The 17,769-nt window shown below is 46.6% G+C and carries 17 protein-coding genes; 13 read left to right on the top strand and 4 right to left on the bottom strand.

Annotated elements, in window-relative coordinates:
* Window positions 1-15 precede the first annotated feature (15 nt).
* From ABIE48_RS15945 to ABIE48_RS15935, 3 genes are all read left to right on the top strand, one after another.
* Complete coding sequence (locus ABIE48_RS15945) at window positions 16-4,191, top strand: S-layer homology domain-containing protein (RefSeq protein ID WP_192713948.1); 4,176 nt, start codon at window positions 16-18, stop codon at window positions 4,189-4,191.
* A 319-nt stretch (window positions 4,192-4,510) separates the two neighbouring features.
* The gene (locus tag ABIE48_RS15940) at window positions 4,511-5,065 is read left to right on the top strand and encodes a DUF4362 domain-containing protein (protein ID WP_192713949.1); all 555 of its coding nucleotides are present in this window, start codon (window positions 4,511-4,513) and stop codon (window positions 5,063-5,065) included.
* Window positions 5,066-5,124: 59 nt separating this feature from the next.
* A complete protein-coding gene (locus tag ABIE48_RS15935) occupies window positions 5,125-6,009 on the top strand; it encodes a copper amine oxidase N-terminal domain-containing protein (protein ID WP_354519258.1) in 885 nt (294 codons plus the stop codon).
* Between the two features lie 110 nt (window positions 6,010-6,119).
* On the opposite strand, the gene ABIE48_RS15930 is transcribed toward ABIE48_RS15935, so the two are convergent.
* A complete protein-coding gene (locus ABIE48_RS15930; RefSeq protein WP_192713950.1) occupies window positions 6,120-6,467 on the bottom strand; it encodes a winged helix-turn-helix transcriptional regulator in 348 nt (115 codons plus the stop codon).
* Window positions 6,468-6,871: 404 nt separating this feature from the next.
* On the opposite strand from ABIE48_RS15930, the gene ABIE48_RS15925 reads away from it, so the two are divergent.
* From ABIE48_RS15925 to ABIE48_RS15910, 4 genes are all read left to right on the top strand, one after another.
* Complete coding sequence (locus tag ABIE48_RS15925; protein WP_192713951.1) at window positions 6,872-7,297, top strand: MarR family winged helix-turn-helix transcriptional regulator; 426 nt, start codon at window positions 6,872-6,874, stop codon at window positions 7,295-7,297.
* 203 nt (window positions 7,298-7,500) lie between these two features.
* Window positions 7,501-8,232 (top strand): NADPH-dependent F420 reductase, encoded by a 732-nt coding sequence (locus ABIE48_RS15920; RefSeq protein WP_192713952.1) that lies wholly within the window; start codon window positions 7,501-7,503, stop codon window positions 8,230-8,232.
* Between the two features lie 385 nt (window positions 8,233-8,617).
* The gene (locus ABIE48_RS15915) at window positions 8,618-9,574 is read left to right on the top strand and encodes a sigma-70 family RNA polymerase sigma factor (protein WP_192713953.1); all 957 of its coding nucleotides are present in this window, start codon (window positions 8,618-8,620) and stop codon (window positions 9,572-9,574) included.
* A gap of 75 nt (window positions 9,575-9,649) precedes the next feature.
* Window positions 9,650-10,075 (top strand): SRPBCC family protein, encoded by a 426-nt coding sequence (locus ABIE48_RS15910; protein ID WP_192713954.1) that lies wholly within the window; start codon window positions 9,650-9,652, stop codon window positions 10,073-10,075.
* An 80-nt stretch (window positions 10,076-10,155) separates the two neighbouring features.
* Here ABIE48_RS15910 and ABIE48_RS15905 read toward each other — a convergent pair whose 3' ends face one another.
* Window positions 10,156-10,572 carry a VOC family protein gene (locus ABIE48_RS15905; protein WP_192713955.1) on the bottom strand — a complete coding sequence of 139 codons (417 nt, stop codon included), beginning with the start codon at window positions 10,570-10,572 and terminating at the stop codon, window positions 10,156-10,158.
* Between the two features lie 98 nt (window positions 10,573-10,670).
* On the bottom strand, window positions 10,671-11,222 hold the full coding sequence (locus ABIE48_RS15900; RefSeq protein WP_192713956.1) for a TetR/AcrR family transcriptional regulator: 552 nt from the start codon (window positions 11,220-11,222) through the stop codon (window positions 10,671-10,673).
* Window positions 11,223-11,370: 148 nt separating this feature from the next.
* On the opposite strand from ABIE48_RS15900, the gene ABIE48_RS15895 reads away from it, so the two are divergent.
* Window positions 11,371-12,297, top strand: coding sequence for a ketopantoate reductase family protein (locus tag ABIE48_RS15895; RefSeq protein ID WP_192713957.1), 927 nt, complete (start codon window positions 11,371-11,373; stop codon window positions 12,295-12,297).
* Between the two features lie 19 nt (window positions 12,298-12,316).
* Here the strand turns inward: ABIE48_RS15895 and ABIE48_RS15890 are convergent, their stop codons facing one another.
* On the bottom strand, window positions 12,317-13,126 hold the full coding sequence (locus tag ABIE48_RS15890; RefSeq protein ID WP_145018805.1) for an AraC family transcriptional regulator: 810 nt from the start codon (window positions 13,124-13,126) through the stop codon (window positions 12,317-12,319).
* A gap of 96 nt (window positions 13,127-13,222) precedes the next feature.
* On the opposite strand from ABIE48_RS15890, the gene ABIE48_RS15885 reads away from it, so the two are divergent.
* The 5 genes from ABIE48_RS15885 to rarD all read left to right on the top strand — a co-directional run bounded on the left by ABIE48_RS15885 (window position 13,223) and on the right by rarD (window position 17,758).
* Window positions 13,223-15,151 carry a glutaminase domain-containing protein gene (locus ABIE48_RS15885; protein WP_192713958.1) on the top strand — a complete coding sequence of 643 codons (1,929 nt, stop codon included), beginning with the start codon at window positions 13,223-13,225 and terminating at the stop codon, window positions 15,149-15,151.
* Between the two features lie 150 nt (window positions 15,152-15,301).
* Window positions 15,302-15,550 carry a hypothetical protein gene (locus ABIE48_RS15880; protein WP_145133101.1) on the top strand — a complete coding sequence of 83 codons (249 nt, stop codon included), beginning with the start codon at window positions 15,302-15,304 and terminating at the stop codon, window positions 15,548-15,550.
* A 157-nt stretch (window positions 15,551-15,707) separates the two neighbouring features.
* Window positions 15,708-16,007: an IDEAL domain-containing protein gene (locus ABIE48_RS15875; RefSeq protein ID WP_192713959.1), complete on the top strand. Its 300-nt coding sequence runs from the start codon at window positions 15,708-15,710 to the stop codon at window positions 16,005-16,007.
* 221 nt (window positions 16,008-16,228) lie between these two features.
* Window positions 16,229-16,711: a DUF2975 domain-containing protein gene (locus ABIE48_RS15870; RefSeq protein ID WP_192713960.1), complete on the top strand. Its 483-nt coding sequence runs from the start codon at window positions 16,229-16,231 to the stop codon at window positions 16,709-16,711.
* A 168-nt stretch (window positions 16,712-16,879) separates the two neighbouring features.
* Window positions 16,880-17,758, top strand: a complete 879-nt coding sequence (rarD, locus tag ABIE48_RS15865) for an EamA family transporter RarD (RefSeq protein ID WP_192715253.1) — start codon at window positions 16,880-16,882, stop codon at window positions 17,756-17,758.
* Window positions 17,759-17,769 lie beyond the last annotated feature (11 nt).

Raw genomic sequence — 17,769 nt, 5'->3', positions numbered from 1 at the left:
AAAGGATCGGATGGTATGAAGCGCGTTTTCTTATGCTTAATGGTTCTGCTGCTGGCATTTGATATTCTTCCAATGCCCATCTACGCGGAGTCGGAGGGAACCGACATGGCCGGTAGCGGGTCTGCGGAGGATCCCTTTATTATCACGGGGCTGGATCAACTCAACGCCATGCGCAACAACTTGTCGGCACACTATCGGCTTGCCGCGGATATCGATGCGTCGGATACGGCGAATTGGGACGGCGGAGCGGGCTGGAAGCCGATCGGAGAGCGGGGTAACGGTGACAAATCCGAGCAGTTCACGGGGGAGTTCGATGGAGCGGGATACGTTATTCGAAATTTGACGATCAATCGCCCCTCCGAGCAGGGTGTCGGCCTGTTCGGGATGATCGGCACGGGAGGGGTGGTCCGGAATCTCGGTATTGAAGGCGGCTCCGTCATCGGCAGCAATTTTACCGGCGCGCTGGCGGGGAACAATAATGGGACGGTCGAGCGAGCTCATTCAAGCGTCGATGTCACGGGATATGGAGTGGTTGGAGGGCTGGTCGGTTATGATTACGGCCATATCATCTCTTCCTACGCCACAGGCAATGTAAGCGGAAATAGTGCCGTTGGGGGATTGGCGGGTCGCAGCGACAGAACGATAACGGAGTCGTACGCGACTGGCAACGTAGTGGGGGATAATGACGTAGGCGGACTTGTCGGACTGCTGTTTGGAGGAAACTTGACTCGGTCCTATTTCTCCGGCAAAGTTATGGCCCGTGGCTATTACATAGGAGGGCTCGTTGGAAATCTGGACGGTGGAGACGTAAGTCAATCGTACAACATCGGTTCCGTCAGCGGAGACCGTGTCGCCGGCGGACTTGTTGGCATCTCGGTTTACGGACATATCGGTAAGACGTATACCTCCGGAACCGTTACCACTGCGTCAGGCGATGTCGGCGGAGTACTCGGTGCCAATAACGGCGCCATGATGGAAAATAACTACTGGGATTCGGAGACTTCTGGCCAGAGCAGCGGTTGCAGCTATAACAACGATGATTACGGAGTCGAATGCGTGGTGACCAAGCTCACTACCGCACAAGCCCTCGGCCAAGCGAGCTATACAGGGTTCGACTTCGATGCGGACTGGTTCATGGTTGACGGTTCGACCCGGCCGTTCCTCCGCTCGGAATGGTCGCAGACGATCAGCAACGTTCACCAGCTTCAGTTGATGGCGATGGATCCGACGGCGAACTATACGCTTGCGGATAACATCGATTTCGGCAATCTCTTCAAGGACGATAACCGGGCGGATATGTGGGGGACGAGCGACGATCAGGGAGCCGGATTCGCGCCGGTCGGCGATTCGGTGCTCCGGGCCTTCACCGGCCGGTTGGACGGCCAGGGGTATGCGGTCCGGGGCTTGATCATTAACCGCCCTGATACAGGACAGGTAGGTTTGATAGGTTACCTCGGCGATGGTGGGCTCGTCCGCAGCATAGGGGTAGATGGCGGCAGTGTTCGCGGAGGATATTCCAGCGGCGGATTAGTCGGGGACATTGGCGGAGGTACAGTCGAATTGTCCTATTCATCGGCGGATGTAAGCGGCATTGACAATGTCGGAGGGCTGGTCGGCAAGATGCTTCCCGGTGTCGTCAAGCAGTCCTACGCGACAGGCGCCGTCACTGGCACGTATGCTGTCGGTGGACTGGTGGGCCGCGCCGACCTAGGGAGCTTGGTCGAGGATACATACGCAACCGGCTCCGTCGAGGGAAAAGCGGAAGTCGGAGGGCTGGTCGGACGGCATGTTGGCACGATCAACCGAGCCTATGCCGCTGGACGCGTATCGGGCTCCGGTTCGGAGGTCGGAGGGTTAGTTGGGAGGGATTTCAGCCCGACTTCCATCGTAACCTCGGGATACTACGATGCCGCAGCGACAGGACATGGAGGCGGTCAGACGACGGCGTCCTTGAAGCGGAAGTCGACCTTCGAGAGCTGGGATTTCAGTGGGTACTGGACGATTGAAGAAGGGAAAACGTATCCTTTCTTACAAGGAATTAAGGCGAATATAGGCCGGGACGCAGCTCCTCCGGCGGTCGTGAATATACGGATCGAACAGCCGGATAGCATCCTGCTGACGTTCGATGAAGAGGTGAACTTGCTGTCTGCAGGAGGCTTCTCCGTTCTGGCGGACGGGGTTGATGTCACAGTGGTCGATACCATAAAGGCCGGGGCAAAGACCATGAAGCTGACGGTAGGAGAACCATTGCGCAGCGGCCAGGATATCAGGCTGTCGTACGATTCGCAAGCGGGAAGTATCGTCGATCTGGCGAATAATCCATTGCCCAGCGTGTCGGACCAACCCTGGCCGCCGAATATCGAGGTCACAATGACAACGGCTGACGGCAGCGATTACCAAGACGGAACGTGGACGAACCAACCGGTGTCGGTGAGCGCATCTGTTTATGAGGGAACAGCCGAAGTTAACGAGTTTGCCTACTCGTTGGATGGCGGCGAGACTTGGTCGCCCTATACGACTAGCATTGAATTGCAGGACGATGGTGTCCATGTCCTCGATTTCAAGGCGGCAGATGCGGCGGGAATGGAAACAGCGGAACGGCGCACGGTTAAAATCGGTTCAAGCGGGTTGGCATTGACCCCGACGATGGTAAAATCGGATGGAGGCACTTATGCGGAAGGGGAATGGACGAACCAGAGCGTGACCGTCAGCGTGTACGCTGAGGGGGGAACCGGCGGGATTGCCTCGTTCACCTATACGTTGGACGGCGGATCTCCGCAAGCCTATACGAACAGTTCCCCGATCGAGATCACCGAGGATGGCGACCACGCGATCGTCTTCCAAGCGGAGGATGAGGCCGGCCATCAGTTGTCTGACGTGCTGAAGGTGAAGATCGATCGAACGCCTCCTGCCATCGCGTTCTCCCCGAACGGCAGGGAATCCGTGGCCTCATCGGCTACATCCCGGACGACGGCGATGGATACCGGAAGCGGAATCGATCATTCAACACTTCAGTATGCATGGACGACGGATCTCTCCGCGCCAGCGGAAGGTTGGGCGCCGTTTGCCAGCGGTACCGACCTGACGAAGAGCGGGACGACCGGCGATTGGTACCTGCATGTAAGAGCGTCTGATCGGGTGGGCAACTCGACGGAAGCCGTATCGAATCGGTTCCGCTTGGGCCAGGAAAGCAGCAGTTCGGCGCCATTGCCGGCAAACACGAACCTGGACGGATTGAATTGCGGTGCGGCAAGCGTGGTCGGATTGAAAGGCGGTGTGGTTAAGTTCGAAGGCGGCGAGATCTCGTTTCCCGCCTGTGCATTGGACCGCCCTTTCCAAGTGACGGTTAACAAAATAACCGGTACGGATACTCTCCCGTTGTCCGATCATGAGCATCTAACCAGCCGAGTATTCGAAATGAAGAAAGACGTGCCGGGGAATTTCCTTGTTAATGTGACCGTCAAGCTGCGCCTGAACGCTGATGTGACCCGGCAGGATGGCGATCAAATTCTGCTCTGCTGGCTAAACGAGGATACCAGGCAATGGGTGCCGTTGGGGGATCCGCAAATCGATTTCGAGAACGGCATGGTCAGCGGGACAATCAACCACCTCGGCAAGTTCGCGGCCATCGCCCGAACGGTTGTTAACAACGAATCTGCAGCTGTATTTACTGATATCCGGGGCCATTGGGCTGAAGAAACGATCCAGCATCTGGCGGGGAGCGGGATTGTAAAAGGGTATCCGGACGGCACATTCCGGCCGAACCGTCCGATTACACGGGCAGAGTTTGTTTCGATTCTGACCGCGGTCCTGCAATGGAAACCGAAGGCGGATAAAGTATTCATCGATACAGAGAACCATTGGGCCCGGGCTGCGATCTCCACGGCTTATGCCAATGGAATGATCCGGGGTTACGACAGTAATACCTTCGTGCCGGATCAGCCCATCACGAGGGAGCAGATGGCGGTGATGGCGGCGAATGCCTTACATTTGGAGAACACGAAGAGTACTCCGTCCTTCACCGACGGGGATCGGATCTCGCAATGGGCGAAAAATGCAGTTGCGTCCGCGGTAGAACGAGGGATCCTCACGGGATACCCTGATCGCACAGTGAAGCCCCAAGTCCAAGCGACCCGGGCGGAAGCGGTCACGGTGATCAAGAAAATCATTAGTATTATAGAAGACAAATAGAGGCGAATCAGAATAGGCCGTTCCTACAGATCAAAAAGACCTGAGGCACGGCCTGTATTTTATTGCAATGTGGTCCATATTCATATATATCAATATTTTTAAAAAAATTCTGATAATACATAAATAATATAAAGGGAAACGATAGTTCAATGAAGACAAATGAAGGCAGCCAACCCCAAAACCGGCTGCCTTTTTTCTCAACTTACGGTGCAGTATTGTGTAAAAAACTAATTTAATTAGTCATGGAGCTAATGAACTCGCGTCTGCGATTGAAACATTCATACTCGCTATAGCGTTGTTAAATATGAGGTGATCATTCATGATCAAACGGGTGTTAATATTAGTGGCTACATTAGTTTTGCTATCGGGCTGCAATGAGAAGTCGGACAGACCTAGCGATAATACGACCAGTCCTTTCACTGCTCCTGTACCGGGGGAGACGGTTTCACCGCCAGCAAAGCCGAAAGAGTTCCCCGCTGTGTCTGACCCTTATGGTGCTGACCAAGCAGCCGCGAATGGAGATATCGTGAACGTTCACGGGAAGATATACAATCTCGACAAGTGGAAGCTGTTTTTGGAGAATCTCGACAAGGGTGTGCCGAATCAGGTGCGTATAACGCAATATACAATTGAAGGTGACCCGATCTTCTATGAGCTGGTCTATGATGGGGCTGAGGCGATTACGTATACGTATGACAACTCTATGGACGGGTTTGGTAGCGATGCAGGTCGTCCGAGCACGGTGTGTCGGGGGATTGAGCTCGAGAAGAACAAAGAGTTAGACTCCTATTACAAGCTAACTGGATGCGATAATGAAACCAGTAATACGTTCTGGTTCACGAACATAGAGGCTGAAGCCGAGGTGGGCAGCTAATAAGCACATAACTACACTGGGTCGCCACAACGTGATTAAGAACTTAGGAGGAAGAAAATTTGAGAAAACTTGTCATCATGCTTGCTCTAGTTAGTTTTAGTTTTATGGGCAACACCCAGTCTCATGCAGCGGCAGAATATAATAAAAGGCCTGTGGAAATAAACGTGAATGGGAAATTTATTTCAATGGATGTACACCCGACTATGGATAATAATCGCTTGTTTATTCCGATCCGCTCATTAGCGTCTTTAGGGATACATTACAGCTGGAATCCTTCTTCAAAGGTAGTGACTTTACAGAATAAAAACGGAGAATACTTAAAGATTACTGTAGGCAGTAGGGTCGCATATAAGGGAAGTCAAAAGATACAAATGGATCAGACCGCAAAAAATCAGGATGGACGCGTGCTTGTCCCTATTCGATTTGTGAGTGAAGCCTTAGGCTACCATGTAGACTATGAAACCCTTCGCAAAATGGTTTTTGTGAACTCCGACAGTTATAAATTTGATATGCAGCAGATGACTCAAGAGAATTTGCAAGCTGCACGTAAAGCCGCAATTTCTTTGCCTATAAAGTTTGATTTTAAACCGCTTGATTTCTCTGGGGTCTACCATGAGTATTCTTTCCCTGTAGGAAGAGCAGATGTATACATGCTACTGGACGGTCGCAATACGACTCTTGTTGAAATTAAGGATGGGATAGCCAAAGCTATTGGTCAATTTGCGGATGATGATCGATCCAAAACATCTGGGAATATTCCCCCTCATTTTATTTTTGATACTGATCCACTTTTTGAGGCCTACCATATTAGTAACGTCCTGTTTATGGAAAATAGATACGGAGGATCAGCAATAGCTATATACAACGATGAGAACGGCAGAAGGGTGGAGTTAAATACAAAAGTCAAAGTTTATTCCGATATCATTCAAAAGCTTCCTAAATAAAATAAGGAAGGGAAATGCATACCCTAGACAATATAGAGATTATTAAGGATCCTCCAGCAAATCATCTCAAAGTGAAATTTTATAGCGATCAAATTAAGCTGGGATTCATCCTAACTGCCGAATTCCTTACCGAAGTCCTCCATTTTTTCAAGGATCGGCAGTAATTTATTTCCCTTATCGGTTAACGAATACTCTACTCGTGGTGGGACTTCCGGGTAAACAACACGTCTAATAACCCCATCGGTTTCCAGCTCTTTTAGCTGCTTTGTAAGAGAACCTTGTGATAACCCCCCAACAAATTTTTTTATATCCGTATAACGACGTGTATCCCCTTTTAAATACCATAATATAAAGTATTTCCACCGTCCTGAAAGAATATTTTGTGTAAAGGCAATCGCGTACATATCCCTATTTTCATCCATAAACTCTTTATCAAATCCTTCATTACAGACTCTCATTGATATCACTCCCAGTCCAATGGTACAAAAAGATGTACTACGTTCATTTATATTGCCCTCTTTGCAGATCCAGCAAAACTATTTATGATAATGTCAATACCATTGAGCAGTCAACTGAAACGAACATTTATTTAGCAGGCTAAGTATTATTGTAACACAAAAGAGAGTGATTTATCTCTAAGCCTATACAGAATGAAGGTGAAGAAAAAAAACGAGCGTACAACATGAGAAGCAGCTTGCTTAACAAATGGTCTGTGGGAGGTTCAGTTCACCTTTTAAAGAAATTCGCAGCCCACTGCATTTCATCCTGTTATGTATATTAAGCTCAGTTGACACCAGAATTTCACCATGATATATTGAGCCCGCTTCATCATAACAAGATGCTTAAATGAGGAGATAAATGAATGTCAGATACAGTGGATTGTGATATTCGTCAGTCGTTAGATAGAATTTCTTCCCAAATGCGCCGGGATTACAGCGAGTCTCTAAGAGAACTTAACCTTTATGTCGGCCAAGAAAATTTACTTTATCGATTATGGTTAGGCGATGGGGTAACACAAATGCAGCTATGTGAACATTTAAAATGTGAACCGCCTACAGTAACTAATATGGTTAAATCACTGGAGCAAAACGGATTTATATATCGTAAACGTGATGAACATGATGCTAGGGTAATGCGAATCTTTCTAACCGACAAAGGCAAAGCATTAGAGAACCCGGTTGAAATGAAATGGAGACAACAGCAGGGAAAATTACTGCACACCATTTTACCCGAAGAACGCTTGTTATTAAGGAGGCTTTTAAAGCAAATGGAGAGTAACTTATTATAAGTTATCTCTTCGGAATTTTACTTAGCAAACTAACTAACTACATCAAGGAGATATAGGATTGGTTGACAACAGGTTACTTACTAACTCTTGGTATTTTGGGGATGCAAAAATAGAAATTAAGTCTTGTTAACCGTCGTAGTTGCCAGTTAACCAGACTGTCACCACGGTAATATAACACTTAGAATAGGACAGGAGAAATGAAAATGAGATTTGGAATTATAGGTGCAGGACCAATCGCGTTAAATATTTCAAAAAAATTAGTTGAGAATGGACATGATGTCAAAATTGCAGATGCTCGCAGTATTGAACGGCTAGAAGGAAAAGAACTTGCAGGAACACCTGTGAATGTAAATGAGGTAATTACAAACATTGATGTTCTAGCCATATCTATCCCTTTCCACGCACTGCCAAGCATTCGCAACATTGTAGATCAAGCGGGGGAGGACGTAGTCATTCTAGACACCTCAAATTATTATCCATATAGAGACAACAAAATCCATGAAATTGAGAAAGGGATGGTTGAAAGTGTTTGGGTATCAAATCAGTTAGGGAGACCCATCACTAAAGCTTTCAACAATCTGTTAGCCTATACGTTAGAACATAAAGGGACTCCCGAAGGTACGAGAGGCCGCATTGCCATAGCGATTGCTGGTGATAACCAGTTGCATAAACAAATAACCATGAACATCGTAAATGAGCTAGGCTTCGACCCAGTAGATAGCGGATCTTTAAGTGATTCGTGGAGACAACAGCCGGGAACTCCTGCATACTGCACAGAACTTACCAAAGAGGAACTAACCGAAGCATTAAATAAGGCAAATAAAGAAAAAGCCCCATTCCTACGGGATGAAGTGATAGAGAGACTATCGGCAGCCAACGGGGGATATTCGCACCAAGACATTGTGAATCTGAATAGAGATATATTTAGTTCTTAACACGCTTGAGTGCCGCGTAACTGCGGCTTTTTCTATTTAAACGATATGACAAGAACATATATGGTTAACCGTGGTTAATAAGGATTCTCATTGTTGATGTAGTTTTTAGCATTTTATAATACGTGGTTGAGCAGGGTCGATAGAAGAACTGAGTGTGATAAGTATAAGGAGAAAATTGAGTTCTAGATTAAAAATAATGTGCCAGACTCAGCGAATATAGTTTTCTTAGTGCTACAAAGCTCAAACTAAAAACTATATGCTAGGTGTCCCTTGGGTTGAAAAATGCCTAGACATAAAAATGCCCAGAAACAGTTGATGAATTAGACCGCTTCATTGAATATAATGAAGGTACTGCCCTTCGGGGAGATCGCTAAGGGAGGACACGATGAACGAGAAGGTATTTGACGAACCATTATTTGCAAGCTTGAAGCCGGGCTTAACTTCGTTCTGTTACCGAATGCTAGGCTCCATGGACGATGCGGATGATGCTGTTCAGGAGACGAGTATTCGGGTCTGGCAGAGCTGGAGCACGTTCAGACAGGATTCCTCGTTCAAAACTTGGGTCTATCGGATTGCCTCCAACCTGTGCTTGGACAAGCTGAGACAATCCAAACGCCGCGCGCTTCCCGTTGACCTGTTCGACCCGGCCGTCGCCATCGTCGAGCCGCGCGACACGCAGCCGGACTCTGCCTGGATCTGGCCGTCTCCCGACTTTGGGGGCAATCCGGAGGATCGGCTCGTCCGCAGAGATACCCTTCAACTGTGCTTCATCGCTCTCCTGCAGACCTTGCCTCCGCGGCAGCGCGCGGTACTCATTTTGAAGGATGTATTTGAATGGTCCTCCAAGCAGATCGCTGATACGTTGGCGATGTCGCCGGCAGCGGTGAACAGCGCCTTGCAGAGAGCCCGAGAGACGATGGACCGGGCGCAGCTTCGCTCGGATGAGCTCAGCAGCATGGACGTTCAACCGGAGCAGGAGCTGCTGTCCCGGTATGTGGAGGCCTTCGAGCAATTCGATATTGCTGCGCTCGTCGCTTTGTTCCACGAGGAAGGCTGCATGTCGATGCCGCCCTTCGAGATGTGGATCCACGGCAAGGAAGATTTGTCCGCCTTCTATTCGCTTACTCGCTGGCATTGCGAAGGTTCGCGTTTTGTGCCGATTACGGTGAATGGCGGTTATCCGGCGTTGGCCCAGTATATGCCGGACAAAGAGGGCTCTGGCCTGGTACCCTGGGGCATTCACGTCATCGAAACAAAAGAAAATCAAATCCTTCACGTTCAAAACTTCATCAATACAAAATTATTTTCGCGATTTGGGATGCCTAAGCGACTCGACCGATGAATTTCGTATTTGGCATTCGTCTATATTATTGAGACTAACCAAACGACGAATATGATGAGAGAGGTGTCCAATCAAATGGAAACGAATCAACCAACGAAAGTAACCGTACAAACCGTCATTCAAGCCCCCGTCGACAAAGTATGGCGCTATTGGTCCGAGCCGGAGCACATCACGAAGTGGAATCAAGCGTCCGAGGACTGGCATGCGCCGAGAGCGGAAAACGATCTGCGGGTTGGCGGCAAGTTTACGACACGGATGGAAGCGAAGGATGGCAGCATGGGCTTTGATTTTGGCGGCGTCTACGATGTCGTGAATCTGCATGAAGCGATCGGCTACACCATGGATGACGGAAGAAGAGTGGATATTGCTTTCGTCGATCAAGGGAATGAGACGAAGGTCATTGAAACGTTCGACGCGGAAAGTTCCAATCCCGTCGAGTTCCAGCAAGCAGGCTGGCAAGCGATCATGGACAATTTCAAGGCCTATACCGAACAAAACTAATCATCACGAAGAAGACGCCGGGGAAGATGCCCGGCGTCTATTATTTTTAAACCCTGGTATGAGCATGCTCCCCGTTAGCCTTAACCTTGTGCCGCATCCATGTTCATGTAGTTAATGGCCCACAGATGGCCGTCCAAGTCCACGAAGCCCCAATGATACATGATCCCATGATCTTCAGGTTCAGCGTGCAATTTCCCGCCCAAGGAGACCGCGGTATTCACGATTTCATCGACCTTTTCCCGGCTCTCGAAGGCCAATGCGATCGTCATCTGCGCATACTTGCTCGTATCGACGGATTCCTTCTCCGTGAGCGTATTAAAGAATGCTTGATTGATCAGCATGACCTGCAGGTTGTCGCCGATCACGATGGCTACCGAATTCTCGTTTTCGGGGAATTGCGGATTGAGCTCGAATCCGAGTCCGGTGAAGAACGCTTTCGATTGTGCTACGTCTTTTACAGGCAGGTTGAAGCTCGTGAATGCGGACATTAATGCCATTTTCAAAACACCTCTTCGTCAAATTAGTTTGTGTTCATTTATGCCTTCGTTTATATAGACGACAGCCGATCCGGGAATTCATCGGTCTGAAGACAGACTCATTCTTTAAAATAGGGCGTAATCCCGCTTGAATACAGGTTCTCCACTAGCTTGAAAAATTGTTCTGACGATAAATCCTTTTGGCGCTGGATCCAAAGTCGAAATAAAGAAAGGGAAGTTGTAAGGTAAAACTCAATGAAGTATGGCGTTAAGGAGTGGTTTTGCGGAACGTTTAATTCTAATTGCCCCAAAGTGATTTCTTTTTTTAAGCGTTTTAAAAAACGGGCGCTTCCATAATCTCCTAAAAGGGCATTAAGAACCAGGAGATGTTCTCTTTTGTCCAGACAATAGAGCGTATCTTGAAACGTATGCATCGATAGCTCTTGATTCGCCAATTCTTTTTTCATGTCATTCAATAAGTCATTTTCAACAGAGTCTAACAATTCGTAAATGTCAGTAAAGTATTGATAAAAGGTGCTGCGGTTATATCCTGACTTTTTCGCAATCTCCTGAACTGAAATTTTCTCAATCGGCTTTTGGCTATATAACTCACAAAAAACTTCTATAAACGTTTGTCTTGTTTTCTCTGTTATTTGGGGTTGCTTTTTCATGTTACCCTCCTACTAGCCAATAAAAATATCATCCGACAAATCCTAAAATACTGATGGTTGATCAAGGAATAATAAAGATTTATGATCACATCATACAACACGTTGTCTGATAATCCAAAGGAAATGTTAATAAGTAGGGGTGGTTTTCATGTCAGCAAAACAAGACAGAATTTTAATTTTTGGTGCAGGTGTCATCGGGAGCATGTACGCAATGAAGCTTATTGAAGCAGGGTTTGATGTTACCCTGTTTGCCCATTCTATTAGATATAAATCATTAAGAGAAAATGGCCTGCAGTATAAAGAACAAGGTTCAGTAAAATCGATAAAAGTGAAGGTCATTGATACGCTCAAAAATGACGATATTTACGATTTTATTTTCGTCACCGTTCGTTATGACCGGTCCGAATCAGCGTTGTTAGCGCTAAAAGATAATCAAAGCAAACACATAGTTACGATGACTAGTAATTCAATTGGATTTTCTTCGTGGCTGGATATCGTAGGGGATCGTCTTTTACCCGCTTTTCCCGGCTTCGGCGGACAGATTAAAGATGGAGTATTGCATGCTCGATTTCTACCAAAGATTATAGCGGCAACTGCATTTGGAGAAATGAATGGTGAAGTGACAGAACGCATCGAAAAACTCGCAAAATTATTTAAAACAGCAAAGCTTCCTTACGTTATTAAAAAGGATATGCAAGCGTATCTCATCACACATTCCGTATCCGACATTGCCATGTTGAGCGTTTTGCATTCTGAGAATAATATAATTGACAAAAAAACAATCAGAACCAGAAAGACGGCACGCAAAATAACAGTCACTTTAAAAGCGTATTTAAGGGCTATACAAAAAGCTGGCGTTTCAATTGATCCACCCATGCTTAAAATGGTGCTTAAATTTCCGAACTTATTTTTGGATCTTTTCTTTTTGACATGGCTGCGAACTAAAATGGTCAGCGATATGATGCTGCCGGATTATGCGAATCGTGCTAACAATGAGATTGTGCAGCTGAGCAATGATTTAATGAAATTTTTAAGTCAAAATGATATCAAATCGGTTGCGCATTCATCTGAATAGATGGAAGACGACGTCATTGTTATTTTTTAATCTGCCGATACTCTGAAGGGGAAACACCGGCAATGGATTTGAAGACAGAGGAGAAATAATGTTGGTCGGCGAAATTCAGCTTGTTTGAAATTTCGTTAATGCTGAGATGGGTATTCAGTAAATATTGCTCGGCCAATTCAATTTTGTGTTTGCGAAAATAGGCGTAAGGCGTGATCCCATACGTTTCCCGAAACATCTTGATCATATGATTTTTCGAATAGCCGAGTTGTTCACACAGATCGTCCAAATCCACTTTATTCTCGATATTGCCGTCCAGATACGACTTGATCTGCTCGGATACGGTTGGCGCTTTATGTTTTAAATGGTTCTTTAAGCGCAATACGATTTTAAGAAGAAGGACGGTTACTTCGTCTATAAAGCTGGGATAGTCCATATGTGTGGCCGACGATAGGTTAATGATCTCATTCATATAGGAGAGAATGTTACACTCCTTGATGAGATACGTATTTTCAGGGAGATATTGTTTGAATAAAGATTCGGCAAAATCACCATTAAAAATAATCCAAATTTTAATCCAGGGCTGATCTTCGCTGGAATAATAGATATGGTCGCTGTTTTTAGTCAATATGTAAACGTCGTTTTTCTGAGGGTACAGCGTTTGGGAATTGATCTCTAGAACGCCGCTGCCGTCGATGATATATTCAAACGAGTACAGGTTTTCTCCATGGCGTTCGATCCGGTAATTCTTATCACAGTAAGAGATGCCCGACATGAGCACATTGAGTGGAAGCTTGGAATCATTAAGATGCCAAAAATTGAAAATGGTTTCGTTCATCATGATAATCCTCACATTTACAATGATAAATCCTATTAAATTACGTTTCGGAACATGATAAATTATACACTAAGAAACGCATTAATGGGAGGAATCCAAATGAATCTTCGTGCACCAGCTGTTCCGCTGATTACGGTTGATCCTTACTTTTCCGTCTGGTCCATGGCAGACAAGCTCAATGAATCGGACACCAAGCATTGGACGGGCAAACCTCACCGGATGACCGGCACTGTGCTGGTTGATGGGAAAGAATATGTTTTCATGGGCATTAAGCCGGATAGCCTGCTCATGGAGCAGACAAAATTGGATATTCATGCTTTGTCAAGCCAATACGAGTTTGCATGCGATGAGATTCGGTTAACCGTTACGTTCACGACTCCGCTGCTGTTGGATGATTTGAAGCTCATGTCCAGACCAGTGTCCTATATTCATGTGACAACCGAGTCGAACGACGGGAAAAAACATGACGTCACAGTTGCCATCACCGTAGATGGAGAGTTATGCCAAAACTTAAAATATGAGTTTCCGACCGTGTATACGGATCTGAGCGAACCTGGTTTTGCTTGCGGCAAGGTGGGCAGCAGCATTCAGCATCCGTTAACCAGAAGCGGGGATGATCTTCGAGTTAACTGGGGCTACGTCTATCTCGCATCCAATCATAGCGGCGCTTCAGTAAGCGCTTCCGAAGATACAAACCTCTACGGAACCGTAAATCATGCCATGGGGCTATCGATCGTTCTGGATACGGAGCAGAATGCAGAAGGGCTTTTTGCAGTCGGCTATGACGATATCAAATCGATCGAATATTTTCATCAAAAGCTGGATGCCTATTGGAGAAAAGACGGGGAGACGATTGAAGAGGCTATAAAGCAGGCGCTAAATGAATATGATACGTTGTATGAAAAATGCGAACGGTTTGCTGAAAAATTGTATCAAGACGCCTCGGCATCGGGAAGCGAAAAGTATGCAGACCTGGTATCCCTCGCTTACCGGCAAGCTATTGCCGCCCATAAAATCGTAGCGGGTCCGGATGGAGAAGTTCTGTTCATTTCCAAGGAGAACTTCAGCAATGGCTGTGCGGCTACGCTTGACGTGACTTACCCATCCATTCCACAATTTTTGCTATATAATCCCGAATTGGTGAAAGGGATGCTTCGGCCGATTTTCAAGTACGCTTCAACCGAGGTTTGGCATTATGACTTTGCTCCCCACGATGTGGGCACCTACCCGCTTTTGAATGGGCAAGTATACAGCAACGGAACTACACCCGACTGGCAAATGCCGGTCGAAGAATGCGGCAATATGTTAATATGCGCTGCGGCTGTCGCGATAACTGAGCAGGATATTTCATTTGCACAAGAAAACTGGGGACATCTTGAAACTTGGTGCCAGTACTTGATCCAAAACGGCATCGATCCGGATAACCAGCTGTGTACCGACGATTTTGCAGGGCACTTGGCCCATAACTGCAACTTGTCGCTTAAAGCGATTATGGGTATCGCCAGCTTTTCTATCTTGAACCGCATGGCAGGAAACGAGGAAAAGGCAGAGGAACTCATGGAACTCGCCCGATCGATGGCGGAGCAATGGAAGTCTATGGCTGCAAACGATGACGGTACGTTCCGTCTGGCATTCGATCGCCCCGGCTCTTTTAGCATGAAGTATAATGCCATCTGGGATAAAATCTTCGGCCTGAACTTATTCCCTGAGGATACGTTCAAGGCAGAGACGCAAGCCTATATCGAGAAGCATTCGGGTGCCTACGGCCTTATGCTGGACAATCGCAACACCTACACCAAATCCGATTGGATCGTGTGGAGTGCCGCGCTCTGCAAAGACAAGGATGATTTCAATACGATCGTCGATCGGTTATGGCTCGCTTACGATCAATCGGAGAGCCGCGTTCCGATGACCGATTGGTACCAGACGACCGACGCGAAGATGGTTGGTTTCCAGAACAGATCGGTACAAGGCGGGTTATTTATCAAGCTTCTTATGGATAAGGAGATTTGCAAGCTTCAATCGTAGTCAACGACTTGCATTAGAATAGCGAAATAGTCAAATCCCCCTTTGAGTATTTATTCTGAAGGGGGATTTGCTGTCTTCAGAGGACAAGGTAGATATCAGCTGAAATTGCATGCCTGAATTATGAGGGAAATGATTATGGAGGTGTGCTTCATGAAAGTTGAAATTGAAGTGAGGGCGTTTGGGAAAGTGGAAGTTCAAGGTACAGAAGATGCTTATCAAAGTACGGAAATAGCGCGTGTTTTCAAACTACCAAAAGAAACAACCTTAGGTGAGCTTGAGTCATTATTAACCAAGTTATTTGGTGAAGTTGAACATGGGTATTCGAATCCGAAACAGTGTTTAGGTAAAATCACAATGCGCGCCAAGAAAGCCAATGGTGACAACGTTGATTTGAGTTAGAGATCCGCGATCCAATAATATAAACTGACCAGACGCTAACCAAAGGTAGCTTGGAATAATCAGGCGCTTTTTTCTAATTTGATGACATTAAGCATAAACATAAACAAGGGCGATCCTTTAATTCTAAGTAACAGGTTCATTGGAGGCTGATGGGATTATGACCGAAGGAGATTGGGTATTTGCCAGCTACAGAGGGCAGAAGGTAACCGGCTTTTTGTTGCTGATGCGGGAATCCACGGTTTTGGTTCAAGCCACAATTCCACATGATTTGGGAATTATCGAAGTTTCTACGGATCGGGTTTCTTGGAATAACGACGCTGTAATATGTATGGACGATTTACCGGAACTTATAGATCTCTCCTTGGATTGGAAAGATAAAGAATGGTTTGAGAAGTGGACACACGAACTATCGTTATGGAAGCGGTTAACGGATCAAAATGTATCGATGAGGTCGTGAATGAGCAGGCCCGGTGTTAAACCGATGCTATATTTGGGCTGCAGGCGTTAAGCTAACGGACAGTTTTGTTGAATGAGTTGTAAATTTAACATTTTAAAGGAAGAGCATTTCTTTGTCATGAGAAATGCTCTTTATTTTTATATAAAACGATATTAATTTATTGTAAAACAATAAATTATGTGGCAAAGTAAAAACTGACATCAAATAAGTGAGGTGCACTTATGAAACGAGGAACAACACTCTTTTTGAAGATGGCTGTTATTATGATTGGAATACCAATTCTCGCATTGTGCATATTTTTAGTGCCTAAGATCGGGAGTTTTGCTGGAGAATTGTATCCCAAAATAGCTTATATGAAATCTCTCGTTTTAATGGATATGTACGCAGCAGCGATTCCTTTTTACTTTGCTCTGTATAATGCCTTTAAACTATTAAGCAATATTGATAAGAACCAAGCGTTCTCGGAATTATCGGTAAAAGCATTAAAAAATATAAGATACTGTGCCATCACAATCAGTACCCTGTACCTGTTAGGTATGCCACTCTACTATCTCATGGGAAGGAGAGTTGACCCTCCAAGTTTCATACCAATGGGATTGGTCATTATTTTCGCCTCTATGGTGATCGCCGTTTTTGCTGCTGTTCTCCAAAGACTTTTACAAGAAGCTATTACTATAAAATCAGAAAATGATTTAACGGTCTGAAGTGGAGCATATGGCGATTATTTTACTATTGATGTGATGTTAGTAAAACGAAAAGTGAGCGTAAAGGAGCATTCGGGGATTTGGGCTAAAATATTAATCCCTTTACTTAAACGATGATCGAGGCGTATAATCCGTTAAGACATCGGAGTAAGGAGAGGGAAATTGATGATGAACAATGGATTGGTCAATGCTATTATCGCGTATATCATGTGGGGGATTCTCCCGCTTTATTGGAAGTTGTTTAACGATGTGCCGGCAGGCGAGATACTGTCACATCGGGTTGTCTGGTCGTTCGTCTTTATGGGTATTTTCGTCGCAGTCCAGCGTCGCTGGGGTGACATGAAACGAATTGCGGCTAGCCGCTCGCTCCTGCTGTCGCTCACCGCTAGCGGACTGCTGATCGCTGCCAATTGGCTCATCTTCATCTGGGCGGTCAACAACGACCATGTCGTCGAGACAAGTCTAGGCTATTATTTGAACCCGTTGGTGAACGTGCTGCTTGCGGTTGTCTTCCTTCGTGAGAAGCCAAACCGTGGCCAATGGCTCGCGATTGCCATTGCTGGCGCCGCGGTGCTCATCATCGCCATCGACTACGGACGGTTCCCATGGATTTCAATCTCACTGGCTGCGACGTTTGGCTTGTACGGCCTCGCGAAGAAGAAGATCGGACAAGACGCTTCTGTAGGCTTGCTGTCGGAGACAGCTGTAGTCCTGCCCGTTGCGCTTGGCTACTGGATCTATTTGGCCGCCGTGGGAAAAACGACGGCATGGACGCTACCTGTGTCCACTTTCGTCGAACTGCTTCTTTCCGGCGTGGTAACAGCGCTACCGCTGCTTTTCTTTGCGCGAGCGGCCGCCCGGATGGCGCTGTCTACACTCGGCTTCGTACAATATATCGGGCCGACGATCATGCTGTTACTGAGCGTATTCGTGTTCAAAGAATCGGTCTCGCCGGTTCTTCTCATCGGCTTTGCGCTCATCTGGACAGCGCTTGTCGTATACGCTGCGGCATCGGTTCGCGGCACGAAACTCGCGAAGGCTCGATGACGGCGACAAAA

This window comes from Paenibacillus sp. OAE614 (assembly GCF_040546645.1).
GTDB classification, from domain to species: Bacteria; Bacillota; Bacilli; order Paenibacillales; family Paenibacillaceae; genus Paenibacillus_AQ; species Paenibacillus_AQ favisporus.
Note: the sequence above shows the minus strand (reverse complement) of the source record. Positions and strands in the feature narration are given on the sequence as shown.